This window comes from Bremerella sp. P1, assembly GCF_028748185.1.
In the GTDB taxonomy this organism is placed as follows: domain Bacteria; phylum Planctomycetota; class Planctomycetia; order Pirellulales; family Pirellulaceae; genus Bremerella.
This window is the reverse complement of the sequence record NZ_CP118164.1, coordinates 6,740,275-6,756,077: the sequence shown is the minus strand read 5'-3', so window position 1 is coordinate 6,756,077 and position 15,803 is coordinate 6,740,275. Positions and strand designations below refer to the sequence as shown.

Annotated in this window: 13 protein-coding genes and 1 other RNA gene; 4 read left to right on the top strand and 10 right to left on the bottom strand. The window is 56.5% G+C overall.

Going from position 1 to position 15,803, the window contains the following annotated elements; all coding sequences use genetic code 11:
- Positions 1 to 51: 51 nt before the first annotated feature.
- The 3 genes from PSR63_RS27345 to PSR63_RS27335 all read left to right on the top strand — a co-directional run bounded on the left by PSR63_RS27345 (position 52) and on the right by PSR63_RS27335 (position 2,667).
- Positions 52 to 1,125, top strand: coding sequence for a DUF3592 domain-containing protein (locus PSR63_RS27345; RefSeq protein ID WP_274329367.1), 1,074 nt, complete (start codon positions 52 to 54; stop codon positions 1,123 to 1,125).
- Positions 1,126 to 1,191: 66 nt separating this feature from the next.
- The gene (locus PSR63_RS27340; RefSeq protein WP_274329365.1) at positions 1,192 to 1,734 is read left to right on the top strand and encodes a hypothetical protein; all 543 of its coding nucleotides are present in this window, start codon (positions 1,192 to 1,194) and stop codon (positions 1,732 to 1,734) included.
- 525 nt (positions 1,735 to 2,259) lie between these two features.
- A complete protein-coding gene (locus tag PSR63_RS27335) occupies positions 2,260 to 2,667 on the top strand; it encodes a hypothetical protein (RefSeq protein ID WP_274329363.1) in 408 nt (135 codons plus the stop codon).
- Positions 2,668 to 2,753: 86 nt separating this feature from the next.
- On the opposite strand, the gene PSR63_RS27330 is transcribed toward PSR63_RS27335, so the two are convergent.
- From PSR63_RS27330 to PSR63_RS27320, 3 genes are all read right to left on the bottom strand, one after another.
- On the bottom strand, positions 2,754 to 3,485 hold the full coding sequence (locus PSR63_RS27330) for a C39 family peptidase (RefSeq protein ID WP_274329362.1): 732 nt from the start codon (positions 3,483 to 3,485) through the stop codon (positions 2,754 to 2,756).
- Positions 3,486 to 3,506: 21 nt separating this feature from the next.
- On the bottom strand, positions 3,507 to 4,682 hold the full coding sequence (locus PSR63_RS27325; protein ID WP_274329360.1) for a transporter: 1,176 nt from the start codon (positions 4,680 to 4,682) through the stop codon (positions 3,507 to 3,509).
- 78 nt (positions 4,683 to 4,760) lie between these two features.
- On the bottom strand, positions 4,761 to 5,900 hold the full coding sequence (locus PSR63_RS27320) for a hypothetical protein (protein WP_274329358.1): 1,140 nt from the start codon (positions 5,898 to 5,900) through the stop codon (positions 4,761 to 4,763).
- 559 nt (positions 5,901 to 6,459) lie between these two features.
- Here PSR63_RS27320 and PSR63_RS27315 point away from each other — a divergent pair.
- Positions 6,460 to 7,377 (top strand): hypothetical protein, encoded by a 918-nt coding sequence (locus PSR63_RS27315; protein ID WP_274329356.1) that lies wholly within the window; start codon positions 6,460 to 6,462, stop codon positions 7,375 to 7,377.
- A gap of 114 nt (positions 7,378 to 7,491) precedes the next feature.
- Here the strand turns inward: PSR63_RS27315 and rpoN are convergent, their stop codons facing one another.
- From rpoN to PSR63_RS27280, 7 genes are all read right to left on the bottom strand, one after another.
- Positions 7,492 to 8,970 (bottom strand): RNA polymerase factor sigma-54, encoded by a 1,479-nt coding sequence (gene rpoN / locus PSR63_RS27310; protein WP_274329354.1) that lies wholly within the window; start codon positions 8,968 to 8,970, stop codon positions 7,492 to 7,494.
- A 113-nt stretch (positions 8,971 to 9,083) separates the two neighbouring features.
- Positions 9,084 to 9,683 carry a recombination mediator RecR gene (gene recR, locus PSR63_RS27305; RefSeq protein ID WP_274329353.1) on the bottom strand — a complete coding sequence of 200 codons (600 nt, stop codon included), beginning with the start codon at positions 9,681 to 9,683 and terminating at the stop codon, positions 9,084 to 9,086.
- Between the two features lie 56 nt (positions 9,684 to 9,739).
- Positions 9,740 to 10,087 (bottom strand): YbaB/EbfC family nucleoid-associated protein, encoded by a 348-nt coding sequence (locus PSR63_RS27300; RefSeq protein WP_274329352.1) that lies wholly within the window; start codon positions 10,085 to 10,087, stop codon positions 9,740 to 9,742.
- 183 nt (positions 10,088 to 10,270) lie between these two features.
- A complete protein-coding gene (dnaX, locus tag PSR63_RS27295) occupies positions 10,271 to 12,043 on the bottom strand; it encodes a DNA polymerase III subunit gamma/tau (RefSeq protein ID WP_274329350.1) in 1,773 nt (590 codons plus the stop codon).
- Between the two features lie 417 nt (positions 12,044 to 12,460).
- Positions 12,461 to 12,556, bottom strand: an RNA gene (gene ffs, locus PSR63_RS27290) — signal recognition particle sRNA small type.
- A 128-nt stretch (positions 12,557 to 12,684) separates the two neighbouring features.
- On the bottom strand, positions 12,685 to 13,152 hold the full coding sequence (locus tag PSR63_RS27285) for a hypothetical protein (protein WP_274329348.1): 468 nt from the start codon (positions 13,150 to 13,152) through the stop codon (positions 12,685 to 12,687).
- Positions 13,153 to 13,355: 203 nt separating this feature from the next.
- Positions 13,356 to 14,123 (bottom strand): hypothetical protein, encoded by a 768-nt coding sequence (locus PSR63_RS27280; RefSeq protein ID WP_274329346.1) that lies wholly within the window; start codon positions 14,121 to 14,123, stop codon positions 13,356 to 13,358.
- Between the last annotated feature and the right edge of the window lie 1,680 nt (positions 14,124 to 15,803).

Sequence of the window (15,803 nt, the reverse complement as noted above, 5' to 3'; positions counted from 1 at the left end):
AGATCCCAAGGCCCTGCGTCCCGTAGTGTTTCCACAAGCAAGGCAAGATCGTTGAACCGAAAAACTTCAACCCTGCGAATCCTGCTAAGTGAGCCAGGCTATCCCATCTTGCTGGGGTTCTTGGGATTGTGGTGGTTTACGGTCGTCTATGGCAATATTTTTGGCGAAATTGGCTACCGGCAGCCGACGGAGTATTCCTCCACCACGAACTTAAAGATGATCGGCATCGGCAGTCTCCTGACGTTGGTGTGGGTAGGGTTCTTCTTAAGAAGAGTCTCCCGAATCAAACGCGTGATCGCCATCGGTAACCAGGTCAAGGGACGCGTGATCACCGTCGACGTGTCGGAATTGAAACAGCGTCTTGTTGGCAGTGATCCAAAGAAGTACGACTTTGAATACGAATACGATGGAAGAACCTACCGCAACAAGAATACGATTTGGAGAGACGACTCTCTCGATGATGGGGAAGAAGTCACCTTAATTATCGACCCTCGGAATCCTTCATATGCGCTGATTGCGTCCAGGTATACGGATCTTGAAGAGGCATCTGACGATCAGCGTTCCGACTCGTCCGTGAAACCGTGGAGTGGCTCCTACGTAGGCGGGGTTGCTTGTGCTGTAAGCCAACTCGGCGTGTTTTGGTTGCTGATGCTGTTGGAGTCGTCGTTCTCTCCTTCGGAATTAAGTGTTGCGTACGGTGTCATCCTGAGTATACCGATCACGATTGTCGGCGGCTTTTTGGGCGCCTTTGCAGGAAGTTTGGCGCACCCTATCACGAGCGCCGTAGCCGGAGCCATCCTATCGGCATTGCCGCTCCTTTTCCTCCTCGGTCCGAGTCGCGCATTCGAGGGGGATGCGCTTTGGGTCGTGATTAGTGCGATGTGCGCTGGCGCATTGGGTAGTGGATTGGGTGGGCTTGTTGGGCTACGAGCCACACGGAACCAGGCCAAGGAATTATCTCCGGCGTCGCCAGCCGAGAAGAATGGAGAAGAATCTCAGTCGGTCAACGAACTGGATGAGTTGGAATCAGACGAACAAAGTGACGAACTCGACCGATGTCTTGCCTGTGGAGAGGTCATGCAGTCACAGACGAAGTGCCCCAAGTGCGGGTGGACGTATCTATAGAGATGGGTAGCGTAGCACACAGCGAATTCATTTCGTGCAAAGACGGTAGGACTGGAGCATTCTCCGTTGAAGATTACATCGACCCTGAACGACGTTCGGTTTGAGCGAGGTCTTGGGCTGGGCGGCGTGATGTTTCTTTTGCTTTTGGCTCTGCTCATGACCAAGGTCACGTTGGTTCTGTACGTAATGAGCGAACATGGTCTCCTTACGTCACTCGTTGCCGCGGCTTTCGGAGCTGTCTTTGTTTACTGGTGCCAACAGGTCTGGAACAGCCCTCCGAATTATCTTGAGATATCGTTCTCCACTCGACGAGTCAAAACCGGCACGGTAGGCGAGGACGAACTGCTCTTGGATATCCCTTTGGATTGCGTAGCTCATTTCGAGTGCGTCCATCGTGGCGGTGCGGGAGCATCGCATACGCTCTACGCGCATCTTGAAGAGCCCCATTCGAACATCGCTGGCGGAGCGATCGATGTCGACCTGATGCCTTGGACGCAGGAAACAAAATCGACGATCAAGCGAATCATGGACGAGATCGCGGCACACGGTCACGCCGTCCGTCGTGCGGTCCGCCCGCTGGAAGAGATTTCTGATTTTGAACCGAGGTGATCCGGTTTTCAGCGAGAGTTCGAAAGCAGACCGGGCCTGGGACGTGGTGCTCGATCAAGGGACCAGGGAAGGACGAATCCATCGCCTACGTCTATCAGTCTTCCTAATACTTCCTTGGGGCCTGGTGGGACGAACCGAATTTTCGGCAGCCGACTCTTGAGATACGCCGGCTGGCAATTACTCTAAGACTTAACGCGGCGGCCGAGTTGCTTCCGCCTGCGGCTTTCGGCGACCGATTTCTTCCTTTTCGGTCCGGAATTAAGCGACCTAAGTCGTGTGCTGATCACGACATGCCACGCGTTTTTAGGTGGTAGTTAGTCTCGTTGCGCGGCGCTTTCTTCCCCCGCCGTTAACTTCTTTGCAATCCCCAAAATCTGGGTAAATGCTCCATTTTCACTCATCGGGATATGTATACCCGTAATTACAATCGGGACTATTGCAGAACTTTTTCAGTCACTCAGGGGGGGTCTCAAACGGTGGGATCGTGCCTGAATCTGCCTCAATTCGTTTCGATGGAGAATCTCGATGAAATCTTTGGCATGTCTCTTGGCGGTAGCTTTCACTTCTTTTGCTTTGGTTTCGGACGTTCGTGCCGCTGACCCAAACGGTAACGTCGATCAAGCTACGCTGGCTTCGATGGGCCTCTCAGGGCTGAGCGTCATGAGCGACGAAGAAGGCAAGAACGTACGTGGTACGTTCGCCATCGCTTTCGGCTACGGCACTTCCCGCTTCTTGGGTAGCACCCAGACCACCGTTTACGCCGCCGGTGACTTCGGTCCTGGTTATGACTTCGCCGCTGGTGGTAACAGCAGCCAAACCGGTCTGGTCTACAACAAGACCTACTACGGTCCAGGCGGTTATGTCTTCGGCGGAAAGTCCGTCAGCGTCGGCACCTACGCCACCGGTTATTCGTGGGCATTCGCTGGCAAATAAGCGAACCACTTTCAAGCCAACAAAAACGGCCGCGTCGAAACCTCTCGACGCGGCCGTTTTCTCTTTCTTGCTGTTCTCGCCAAGGACTACGGAAAGGCGGGAAACGGTACCCGGAATGGTTTCTCGGGGAAGGTGCGGATGATCTGATCATCGACCCAACCGCGGGCCATCTCTTCGTGTCGCACTCCCAATTGCGAGACATCCGACTTCGCCTTCCCCTTCTTCGCCACAACTAGCACCGCGTTTTCGATCCAAATTCGCTCGAACTCGAATTGCGGAATCCGCAAGTTGCCCCGGGCTGGGTCCGCTAAAAACACCCAGCCGTTGGCCATGCCCCGCAGCACGACAAAGTGGTTGGTTTGCTCCAAGCGAATCGCCACGATCAGCGGAACCTTCACATCGGTCAGTTCTTCCATGCTCAAGCGACCGATCGTCGAAAGATAACCGAGCCTTACCGCCGTCAAACGCAAGTCGGAAATGGCCAGCCCGTTCTGAAAACGTTCCTGCAGTTCTTCCCTCGTGAGTTGTTTCTCGATGACGCCCAGCACCTGGTTCTCGGTGACTGGGTCGCCCCAGTAATAACGACAGAGGGTTGCCAACGCAGCGGCACCACACGAATAGTCACGCTGCTGCTTGACGATGTTCTGGTCGCGGATCGCGGTCCACGTGCGGGCATAGGCCTGAATGTTATGGTCGCGCGTCCGTACCGGTGGCCCAAACTGGGACCGGGTCTGAGCCGAGGCCGTCGCAGCTGCCGCCACGACAACACCGATGGCAATGACCGGCACAATCAGTGATTTGATCCTTGGGCTACTCAAAGGAGCTTCTCCCTGGTGGTGTTACATCGTCCAGACGATACCGACCACCGAGTCCGCGGCGTCTTCGGTCATCCCGATTTCGGCAAATGGTTCGATGATGCGACCGCAGCGATAGGTGGTCGCAGCGAAACGAAGCCGCAGCAGTTCCCGCATCGAGCCCGGCACTCCCAGACCATCGACCTGAGTTTCCGTTTGATAGAGACCCAGGAACGCGGTGCTCAGCGTGATGCGATCGTTGACGGCGAAGCCAACGCCAAAGTTGTACGTAAACTGGTGACCGTAGAAGACGTCCTGATCGTTGAACTGGCGCTTGGCCTGGTAGCGATATCCGCAGCCATAAAAGTAAATGATCGGATCATAACGCTGAATCATCAGCAGCTGGACTGAAGGTGCCCACACGCCGTTGGCCAGCGTGGCCTGGGTCAGCCCGTTGATGGCGTACTCGGCATCGCCGGTCGGGGCCGTCAAACCAAAGCTGAGGATGACGTCCGGCGAGTAGCCGTAGCAACCTTCGCGACACAACAGGTTCACGCCCAGTTCCAGGTCGCCGATGCCACCGTTGTCGGTGTTTTGGTCGAACAGGCCCAGCGATGAGAACTCCTGATGCGCCCAGCCGATTGGCAGGCTACCCGAAAGTTGAATGCGATCGGTCAGACCGTACCTTAGCGCGAACGGTACGAACAACGAGCGACGTTTCAAGTCGGCCCGAGCAACGCCAGACGGAGTCAGCGAGATCGGGAAATCGTAGTCGGCTTTGGCATACACCAGTCCGACATCCATCTGCCACTGGCCCGGATCCAGCAGAACGCTCGACGTCCGCAAAAACTGAACGTTGAAGTCTTCCAGCGGCTCGCCATATTCCTGGTCACGACTCACTGGCGGATCGACCAGTTCGACCTTGCCGTTTTCGGGAATCAGCGGCATCGGTGGCGGCAGTGGATTGGGCTCTTCCTGCATGGCGGTAACCGGCATGATCGAGGCGTTGCCGTAACGCCAGACGAGCGACGTATCCTCGAAGTCGGACGCAACGAACAGCGGTTCGTCGATGCGGAAACTGTTGGACGAACCATATTCCCACTGCGCGTCAGCAAAGCCACCCTGCCCGCAGAGCACGATGGCTCCTGCGATCATCGCCAAGCGAAGGCAATCGGCAAGCCAGTTGTGCCGGCGGCGTGTTGTGTTTGTTCGCATCATCATTTCGATCCTTCGGGAAGCGAGCTTTGCAGGCTTTGAAACTTCCATGGTTGGAACCTTGTGTGTGCCGAGTGTGCCGCGTTACCAAACGATTCCCGCCGAGATGGCGAAACCGACCAGGTCGAGCGAATCGGACGGAGCCAATGCGTTCATGGTCAGCTCGCCCACGTTCAATTCGCCCGCGGTCGATGAGGCACCGGCCGCCGCTCCCATTTCGCCCCAGTGCTGGTATTCAAACGCACCACGAGCAAAGAATCGGCCACCCATGCACTTGACCGCCGTGCTCCACTGGGCACCCAGCTGGAACTCGGCGACAAAGATCGTATCGCTGTCGCCGGCGTAGCCGCCGTTAGTGTTGTTGGCATCACCGCCAGGGCTGATCAGTTGGGCATGCGTTAGCGCCCCGGCATACGTATCGCCGAACAACACCGAGCCGCGAGCGTTCCAGAACCATTGCAGCCCGCAGCAGCAGTCCGCACAGCGGTAACCGGAAAGCGAGAACGTCAGGCCATCTCCTTCAAACACGGCAATCCCCGAAGCCGTACCGGCGAAGATATCGGTCCCGCCGCCAAGGCCGCCTGGGCGGGCAATGGCACCGTTGAAAGCAATCGTTTCATTCGTGTCGCGCTGAGCATGTCGATAGCCGAACGTACCGACCATGTTCCAGTCACCTACGCAAAACTCTTTGACCAATTCCAGGTCCAGCGCGAACATTTCCAGATTCGTGCCAGAGGCAAAACCGAAGGTATCGCCCGACAGAAAGTATGGGTCCGCGTAATTCGAGCTGGTGTTCAGTTCCCAGTAACGAAATTGCACGCCCCAGCCGTTGTCGCAGACGTAAGCGGCCCACAGGCGTGGGGCCGGAACGAGCCCGTCAATCCCGTGGGCATCGGTCGAAAAGCTATCGGTGATCGAAGTCGTAACGTTGTCGAAGGTCCAACCCGCCTGGTTGCCGCCCATCGGGGCAAGGAAAGTCGCTTCCACCCCTAGTCGCCAGCCGGCACGGCAGTAACCACAAGCCGGACCACACGCCGCGCTGCTGGCGGCCACCGGGTAGTGCTCGGCTGTCGTCAGGTTGTCGAGCTTCTCGAACGACATCGGCGCCAGTACCGGGTCCTGGGCGAGATAGACCGGACGGAAGATATTATCCGCTTGGGCAAACAGCACGGATGTCGCCATGAACCAGGCAATCATCGCGACAAGGAGGTGACGCACTTTCATTTCTGAATTCCTTTCAGCCACCGCCACAACCGGTGAGCTTTTCCATGCTCAGAAGGGATGCTTCGTTAAACGGCCCAGGTTCCACACGGACCAGGCGATTCGTCCCGCTCATGCGTTGCTAGCGGCACGGGTGTGCTAGCGGGCATAACAGGTAGAATCGTGTTCTCTGGCATCGTGCTTTCGAGGGGGGCGCGATAAACAGAATGTTGCCAGCACCGACAACCGCTGCCACGGGACTAACCCCACCTTCCGGTATAGCTAGAACAACCCCCAGGAGCCAATCAACGCCTGGTGAAGTTGTGCAGTGCGTTATCATGCGACTTGTCTCGCCGCAGCAGCAAAATTCCGCGCGCACTATCTTTCCGCACCGACAGGCTGGTATACCTAAGGCATGTCCTCGAATTCGGGGGCATGCTTTGCAGTCTCCATCCCAATCTCGGCATGCCTCTGGCCTCTCGCCAGTGCTCTTAAGGTCAACTGGGGATGGATAAGCTCCTGCTAACTTCCCACTGCCGAGGGCGGCAGTGGCACACGATTTAACCGACGGAGAGTTTTCACGATGTCCCATCACCACGCTGCACAACCTGAAACACACGGAGCTGGCTCACCAGGCCACGCCCCGCAGGTTGCCGTGCGCGATGGGAACCGGCTATTGTGCCCCTGCTGCGGCGAAGTGTTGCTGGTGCTTCAGGAGACGCCAGCCAAGCCGCCGGCCAAAAAGCCTACGCGGCCTCGTACGATGCTGGAAGAACCGATCCGTCGACAACAGGCCCAAGCCGAGGCCAGGTTGCAGGATGCGATACAACGGCGGCTGTCGTCGCCTGAATCGCGGTTGCCTGGCGACAGCCCCATCGGCTTGCTCGCCCAGGGCATGGTCGTACCGATCGACCCGAAGGTCGCCCAGTACGAGTTCCCCGATCAAGCCCCACCCAAACAGAAGCGGCCATCGCAGGCCTCTGCGGCGGAGCGGCGACGCAAACGGCCTTCCCTTCTGAGGAAGCTCGTGCGTCTCGCGAAACCACGTCGCTCGAACGGACGCATCGCTGAGCCATTGACGTACGTGAGTGCTCGCCTTCACGCGTGGCTCTTCTATCGCCTGAAGCGACTCAACCTGCAACTGCTCGAAGAGGTCGCAGCAAAGCAGGAAGTCGTTGCTGCGCTGTCACACACCGTCGACCTGCTTGATGAAGGGCCATCGCAAGAAGAACCTTCGCAAGGCAACACACCGCGGAAGATTGTTTCTGTTTGCAAAACGCAGAAGGTCATCACACCACGGCGACGGGAACGGGTGCGTCAGGCGATTCAAAGACACGCCCCAGCAGACTTGGCCACGGCACCGGATGACGTCCGCGCAGACAAGGTCGTGACGACGGGAACCATACAGGAAGCGATGGAAACCAGCCAGCGCGGTCCGCCCTGGAAATCTTGTCCTCTCTCCCCATCGGGGCGAGGGGACAAGAGTGCGGATGCGCGCTGATCATGTGTTGGGTGCCACGCCCAAGTCTGCTTGGGCGTGCGGTTGGCATGCGCGTTAGAGACGAAGCAAGGCAACGGCCCTCCGGCTGTGCGATGACAACCGGAGAGGATTGCTTTACTTCTTCGACCAGTCACGTCGTTGACGCGAGCTGGGGATGCCCATTTTCTTGCGGTACTTGGTGACCGTACGGCGGGCAACGTTGAGGCCGTCGTCTTTGAGCTTCTTGACCAGGTCGTCGTCCGACAGCGGTTTGGCTTTGTCTTCGTTGTCGATCACTTCCTGTAGACGCAGACGAATCTGATCCCAGGTAACTTCCTCGCCAGCTTCGTTCACCGTACCACCGGCGAAGAAGGCTTTGAGCGGGAAGATACCGCGCGGGGTCTGAATGTACTTGTCGTCGACAGCTCGGCTAACGGTCGTCACGTGCACGCCAACCTGGTCAGCGATCTGCTGCATCTTGAGCGGCGTGATGTGCTCGGGGCCGTTGTCGATGAAGTCCTTTTGATAGTCGACGATTGCCTGGGCAACGCGGCTGAGCGTGTTTTGACGCTGGATGATCGCGTCGATCAGCCACTGGGCGGCGTTCAGCTTTCGCTTGATGAACTCTTTCTCTTCCCGCGTCGCCGTGGGGCTGGAAAGACGTTCACGATAGTAGTTGCTGATCCGCAGCTGAGGAATGTCACGGTCTTCGGCCTGCACGACGTAGCGGCCATCCTCGTCGACGTCGAGCATCAGGTCAGGGATGACATTGGCGACATGCGAGTCGTTGTAGATCGAGCCTGGCTTCGGGTCTAAGCGGCGTAGTTCGCTCCAGGCAGCCTGAATGCGTTCGATCGAGAAGCCGGTTGCCTTTTGAATTTGTGGCAGACGATTGTCACGAAGGTCTTCCAGGTGGTTCATTATCAGCGTGCGAAGTTCGTCGTAGAACATCCGCGACGGATCGATTTGCAGGAGCAGGCATTCGCGCAGGTCACGCGCACCAACACCGGCTGGGTCGAGCGATTGAACGACGTGCAGGGCTTCCTGAGCGGTGTCCTTTAGTTCGTCGTCGGCATCGGCCGGGAGCAAGTCTTCGAGGCTCGTGGTTAGGTAACCGTTGCTATCGAGAGCCGAGATAATGCGTTCGGCCCATTCGCGAACCAGCGGTTCGATGGTGAGTTCGTACAGTTGATGATCGAGATGATCTTGCAGCGTTTCCGGTCGAGATTGAACGTTGGCCAACGCGTCCATGCGGCGCTCGGCGTCTTCTTCCATTTGGCCGGAAGAACGTTGCGGGCGTTCGTCGAAGGTGTCGGGATACTGCTGGTCCATTTCCAGAAGGCGTTCGAAGTCGTCGGCATTGTCCTTGCCGTCTTCGACGACGAATTCTTCTTCGGACTCGGAGCGTGAATCGTATTCGTCTTTGGAGGTATCTTCCGAATCGCTCGCTTCTTGTTCCTGAACTTCGAGCATCGGGTTTTCGTTCATTTCCTGCTCGATCTTCTCTTGCAGAGCAAGAACGGGCAGTTGCAGAATTTCCATGGATTGAATCATCCGTGGGGCCAGAACTTGCTTCTGGACCATCTTCTGCTCGAGACCGAAGGACATTCTCATGGGAATGATTCCGTAGCTGTTGGGAAGTGGGTGCTGAATGCGAAGACAGCGTCTTTAGCTTTCAGCGGGTATTGGATGGTCCCGGTTGCTAACTGGGGTCACCCAAAATGTGGTTAAAGTGATTGTCGGCCAGTCATGGCGTCGGCAAGCACTTCCTTGTTGGCGAATTCGAGAACACTACCGGCGGTAACGCCTCGTGCCAAACGGGTTAATTTGACCGGGAACTCGGCAAGCAAGCTGGAAATGTGCAGCGCGGTGCCGTCCCCTTCGGTCGTTGGATTGGTGGCCATGATCACTTCGCGAATCTCTCCTTGGGAAACTCGCGAGACCAGGGCATCAATGGTCAATTGGTCCGGGCCGATACCTTCCAGCGGAGCGATACGCCCCAAGAGGACATGGTAGAGGCCTGGGAAAACGCCAGACTGCTCGAGCGCGATCAAGTCGCGTGGCTGTTCGACCACGCACAAGATGGACGCATCGCGCTGGGGATCTTTGCAGATGGTGCAGAGGTCCCCTTCCGACAGGTTGAAGCATCGGCTGCAGTAGCGGACGTTTTCTTTGACGTCGCGGATGGCGTCTGCCAGTCCGAGAGCTTCTTCTTTGTTCACGCGAAGGAGGTGATAGGCAACGCGTTCGGCACTTTTTCGGCCGATGCCTGGCAGCTTCGATAGTTGGTCGATCAATCGAACCACCGATTCAGTCAGCTGCGCCATTCACCTCGCTCCTTCTTTGTGGGTTGTTATTTTGGCTTGCTTTCCGAAAGCAAACCTTATTGACCGAACTGGCTCAGGGCTTGATCCAAGCCTGGGACGTTCAGTCCGCTGGTAACCGATTGCATCATCTCTTGATGAAGCTCTTTGCCTTTGGCCTGGGCATCGTTGACGGCCTGAGGAATGAGTTCTTCGATCAAGTCCTTGTCGCCATCGGCGATCAATTTGGGATCGATGGTGATGCTGACCACCTGGCCGTGTCCGGTACAGATCGCTTCGACCATGCCAGCACCGGCAGTTCCCTTCACACGCTTGTTGCGAAGTTCTTCCTGCATGGCCTTCATGTCCTGACCCACTTGCTGGGCCTGCTGCATCATGCTGGCGATGTTGCCTAGGTTCTTGAACACGGACGTCTCCTTTTTCAGTGAAACAATGCGACATTTAAGTCTTGTTCGTTCTCAGCGATCGATGCTGGAGAACAAACTTTTCTATGCATGCCGGCGGCATGACTTCCGCGCAAAGTTTAGCTCAGCCAGAGGCCAAAACGTCCCTTACGTGCGAAAAGCGTGCCAAGTTCTGCAGAAAATGCCTTAGGATTCCGAATCGCGGACTCCGGTCACTTCCGCATCGAACAGATCCATCGCCTTTTGGACGAACGGTTCCTGTTCGGCAAGTAGTCGAGCTTTGAGACGACCCTCTTGAGCCGATCGCTCGGGAGACATGTGTTGATCGGGTTTGCGACCGGCATTGGGGTCATCCAATACCCGAAACTCGACCGTGTAACTGCCTCCACACATATCAAGAAACGCCTTTTCCAGCACTTCCTGACTTCTAGGCCGTCGTAAAGCTTCGACAGCCGAATTATACGTCGAGAAAAAATCAACGACTAGCCGATTTGGCCCAGAAATTGCTACCGCGTGTCCCTGACGAGCGTAATCACCGATAAGGCCCGGCAAATCTTCCACGATCTTTTTCCACACCGAGAACGCGTTTTTCTCGGTAATAACCAGTTTGGGGGCCTCGTTGGGCGCCTTTTCTACCGGTGGAGTGGGCGCAACTGGCGGCTCGGCGACCACGGCTGGTGCCGGTGGTTCCACCGGACGGATCGGAATCGTATCGGGCGTGGGCGTCGGTTCTACGGGGTGCTCAACCGTTTTTTTTTGAGGTGCCGCCGGCCGGGCAGCTGCCGGGGCCGATTTCGCCGGGAGGCCACCTTCTTTGAGCGTGGCAATCAGCGAGCCCAGGCTTTCCAGATCTTCCAGCTGGCAAATGCGAATCACAGCCGCTTCGGCCAGAACCTGACCGTACGTGCTGCGGTGCAAACGAACCAACGTCTCGTCCAGGCACTGTACGGCGGCCAGCAGCTTGGCCAAACCGGCCTGGCTGGCCATGGCCTTCGCCTCGTCGACCGCCCCAGGCGAAATCGATTGCAGCAAATCTGGCGAGCCGCCTGAGCCGAGCACCATCAGGTCGCGGAACAACCGCAGCAGTTGCTCGAGCAGTTGCCCAGGGTCGACCCCTTCGGTGAAGACCGCGTGCGTTGTTTGCAGCGCGCCGGCTGCGTCGGACGAAAGTACCTGGGCCGCCAGGTCCACAATCTGCTGATTGTCGGCGGTGCCCAACAGGCGATGGACCGATTCGACGGAGATCTGCGAATCGCCGAACGCCAGGATCTGTTCCAGCAGCGACTGGCTATCGCGCATCGAGCCGTTCGCTCGACGGGCAATCAGCTTGAGCGCTTCTTCATCGGCAGGCACCTTCTCGGTGTCGACGATATGACGCAGCCGCCCGACGATGTCTTCAGGCAGAATGCCGCCGAAATCGAATCGCTGGCACCGCGACAGGACCGTGATCGGAATGCGTTCCGGGTCGGTCGTGCAGAAGATGAACTTGGCGTGGTCCGGCGGTTCTTCCAAGGTCTTGAGCAGCGCGTTGAACGCTTCCTTGGTGAACATGTGGACTTCGTCGATGATGTAGATCTTGAAACGAGCACGGCTCGGGCGGACGTTGATGTTGGCCCGTAGCTGGCGAATCTCTTCAATCCCGCGATTCGATGCACCGTCGATTTCCAGCACGTCGACATCTTCGCCGGCGGTGACGCTTTCGCAGATCTCGCACTCGTTGCATGGCGTGGCGGTCGGACCCTTCACGCAGTTAAGCGCCTTGGCGAAGATTCGCGCCGAGGAAGTCTTGCCGACCCCGCGAGCCCCGGTGAATAGGTAAGCGTGCCCTACCCTGTTTCGCGAAATGGCATTGCCCAGCGCGGTCGCAACACGCTGCTGGCCGACCAATTCGCCGAACGATTGAGGCCGGTAACGCCTGGCAACGACCAGGTAGTCGGGAGAACTATTTTGCTCAGCCACGATCCCTCTCAACCGGCTAAGGACTTTTCGCGAGAATGCGAGCCGAAGAATCTCGGTCTCGTCAGATAAACGGCCGCCCACATTTGGGCAACGATGCAGTTTGACGCACAACCGTTCTCAAATCAACCGTCCCAAGGGCCTGGGTTGAGTGGGCCAATGCTCTCTCGGCGTGTGCCACTGGCCTCTGGCCAGTGCGAATCAGGTACCCGGTTGCCACGCAGCTCAGGCACAAAAAGACACTGGCAGGATGCCAGTGGCACACAGAAACGAACAAAAAAAGACTGCCCTGGAGGAACCCCCGCACAAGAGTCGCAAAGTTTTGGCTGCTCCAGTTAAGGCCTGACCAGATAACCAAACTTCCCATCGCGGGGATTGCTCGAAAGCAGTCTTTTGAGTTGTTCGTTCTTTCCCCAACTATCTTGGAGTGACCCTCGCACAAGAGTCCTCCGGGTTTGGCTGCTCCAGTTAAGGCCTGACCAGGTTGCCGGATTTCCCCTTGCGAGGGTCGCTCTAAGACAGTCAGTGGAAACAGGTTATGCTACCGGCAAGGCGTACTCTTGTCAAAGGGGGTGTTGGGTGTGCCCCGAAACGGTTGCGTGCCAAATTTTTAGAGGGGACACTGTTTCGGGGGGGCGATGCGTTTAGATACTAGCGGAGGCGGCTGCGATGACCCACAGGTGCGCAAGAGCGACGCTTTCGATCCATATGATGAATCCCAGCAAAGTGAACCAGCCGAGCCTGCTAAGAAAGCCAGCCACGATGACGAGCGCGAACAACATCACAGCCGGTGCCAATAGCACTGCCGAAACCAAATACGGTTCGCCGAAGACGGCAAACCTGTCCACCATCAGCGTCGCAATGAACAAGACGACGTTAGCGGGGGCATAGATCAGCGCAGCCGAAAGCACCACGGTGGGCCAAAGATACCCAAAACGGCCGTGGGCCAGATCGACGACCATCATTGTTAATCCGGCGACCGCGAGAAGCCCGCAGCCGAGCGCGAAGATGCCCGCCCAGTCAGTCACGACATCAAGCAACTTGCCATGGTGATGCACCACTACCATAGCCATCAGCACGTACAAGGCGACACCGAGCGACAATAGCAGCATTGAACGGATGCTGAATTGAGGTCTTTCGTGTCTGTTTTCCGAAGAGAACTCGTTCACGTACATCTGCCCCGGGGAGTGAACTTCAGGTTGATTCGTGTAAGCAGCCGAATGATCAAACGGCATAACGACCAGGGTAGCCCGGTTGTTACCAGCGACGTAGATCTCAGATGCAGCCGGACCAGCGACTCCGGTGCATAGATTTGTTATCCGCCACTACCATGAGAGGAATGAGCCGTTTCTTTCGGCAGCAAAATGAACCTGCCATTGATTGACTCGTTCAGGCTGTCATCAGCATCCGGATTGCATATCGTCCAGTATTCACACGAGTAATCCGGTTTTGTTTTCCCTTCGTACGCTCCCCAATTGTTTGACCAATAGCCCATCAGCACACCAAATTCATGGCCGTTGTGGAGCATGAGTTCGTCCACTGCCTCGGCAAATCCATTGGTGTCCATCAACCCAGTGATGCCATATGCGTTTGGCTTGGTCTTGTCGCAACTTTGGTCGTAGCCGCTCATGCAGGCAAAGGTCCACTGTGACCGCGTCGGCAAACGGTAGTCATACTGAGCGTCGAACTTCGACAACGCCTGAGCGTACTGGTACCACTCACGCCATTCGGACGGATGCCCACCATTGTAATGCCAGTTGATCGTTTCGTACGTTCCATCACCGAACGCCGCTTCACGAAACGCGGAATGTTGCTCCTCCGACAATCTCGATTCCTGCAGGTAATAAGATTTTCTGGGAAACGATTGTTGGTGGTCAACACGCGAGGTGTCGATGGTGACAAGGCGGAACGTCATCCCGAACTGGTTCGTGATTTGAGGTGGAAGTGACTCGGGGTTCACACCAGTTTCCAACCGAGTCAAGTTTTGTTTAGGCCGCACCCCAGTGTTGTCTTCGGTTTTCGGCGAACGCGTGCAACCGACGGCAACGAGAACGCAAATTGCAGCGACTCGAATAGCATTCATGGGATTCAGAAGCTCTTAAAGTTTAACGGTACGGTTAAGCGGGGCCGCGCGAACGACTCACCACTTCAAAACGTCAACTCGCGGCCTCCATTGCAACCGGTTGTTACCTGCCGTTTTGAGCAGATCGGTTGCCGGCAGGGGACAATCCCCAAGCCTGCAGTGAGTCATTGTTGAAATCTACACGGTTGCCAAAATAGCAGTCAAGCAACGCATTCGTCGCGTCTTCCAGAGATTCAAACGTCTCACGAAAGTATACCGGGCCGGGACCAGGTGCGGCCGCCTCGGACATGTCTACAACCCATCGTTTGGGCCGTCGTCGTGGCGATATCGTCGCCATCGGTGCGTTCGTGATAAAGCAAGTATTAGAGATGCCGCATACCAACTCTGCATTGTCGGCGTGGTCAGGGAACTCTGTGCCAGCCACAGACCATGGGCGCGCTACGGTCAACGAATTGTCATCGTAGTTCTCGACGACAATGAGTCCTCGTAAAGCGAGTGCGTGTGTTGCGGAGAAGTTGCTGCGAGGCATTTGAAGTCAGTAGAGCGATTGGTGCGACCAATTCAGCCAGATAATGTTAAAGCTAAGTTGCCCTGCTCGAAGTGAACAAGGCTCCAATCCGATTCTACCGTGAATGAAGGGAATTAACCAAACGCGCGTCGGCCTGCAGGGTCAACTGTAGCGAATCGTTAGGCGGACCGTTCAAGCTTGCGGCTGGGTGGCACCCGCCAGCGGCAATGTCTTTGTGTGCCACTGCCGCCCTCGGCAGTGTCTTGTGTCTGTCGGAGTTGCTATTCGAAATCAGGTTGTCCGTTATCTAGTGGTTTTCTCCTGGAACGGGCGTGTCCCCAGTCGCACTGCCGAGGGCGGCAGTGGCACACGTGCGAAGCGTTTGCTTGAAGTCGCTGCTCGCGCCGGAAGAGTGCTGGGGCCTCGTGCAAAAAGGATCTGAATAGTGGCACCACGTTCTACATGTTTGTGCGGGAAGGATAACCGTCTTCGGTCTAGCGACCGTCGCCCAGCGAAACTTTTTAGGCCTATGCTGTCGAAATCTCCAAAAAGGATGTTAATGCGGCGCATTTCATTCGATTATGCGGTCGATTTAGATGACATTCCACGGATAGAACTATCATTTCCGATGGGTTGCGTAAAATGCTAGATCAACGTACGAGGCTTTGAAAAATCGAATAAGAATCGACGAATTTGGTTGGTTGTCGATTCGTTGTTTCGTACCTTGGAAGGAAACCATTGCGTTGTTTCCGTCGCAGATGCGGAAGTCACGAACGGTCCCTCTACTTCTCTTCCGTGAGATTGACGTTCACCTAGCTTGCTGATCGCTAAGACAACGCGGTAGCGAGACGTCTTTCGGATGCTGGTTCATGGTTTGAACAGGCAACCTGACAGGCGTAACACGATTCGTAGCGAGATCACGATCAAGCGCTCTTTCCGCCCAACGGATTGCCGGATGCCGCGTCAACTTGAGATACGTCCTAGTCGGGAGGACGTCCGATGTTGCAAGTCATGGGAGCGACGGCCTTACATGGCCTCGGCAATACGCTGAGGATCATCCGTGGCCGATTTTCTGCCCGACCATGCGATCGAACTCTTGTCGATCGTGATTATGTCTTACTTTGCCGGCCTCATGCTGCCGCTATTCTTGTTGAAGGAGACTAACGGAGCTC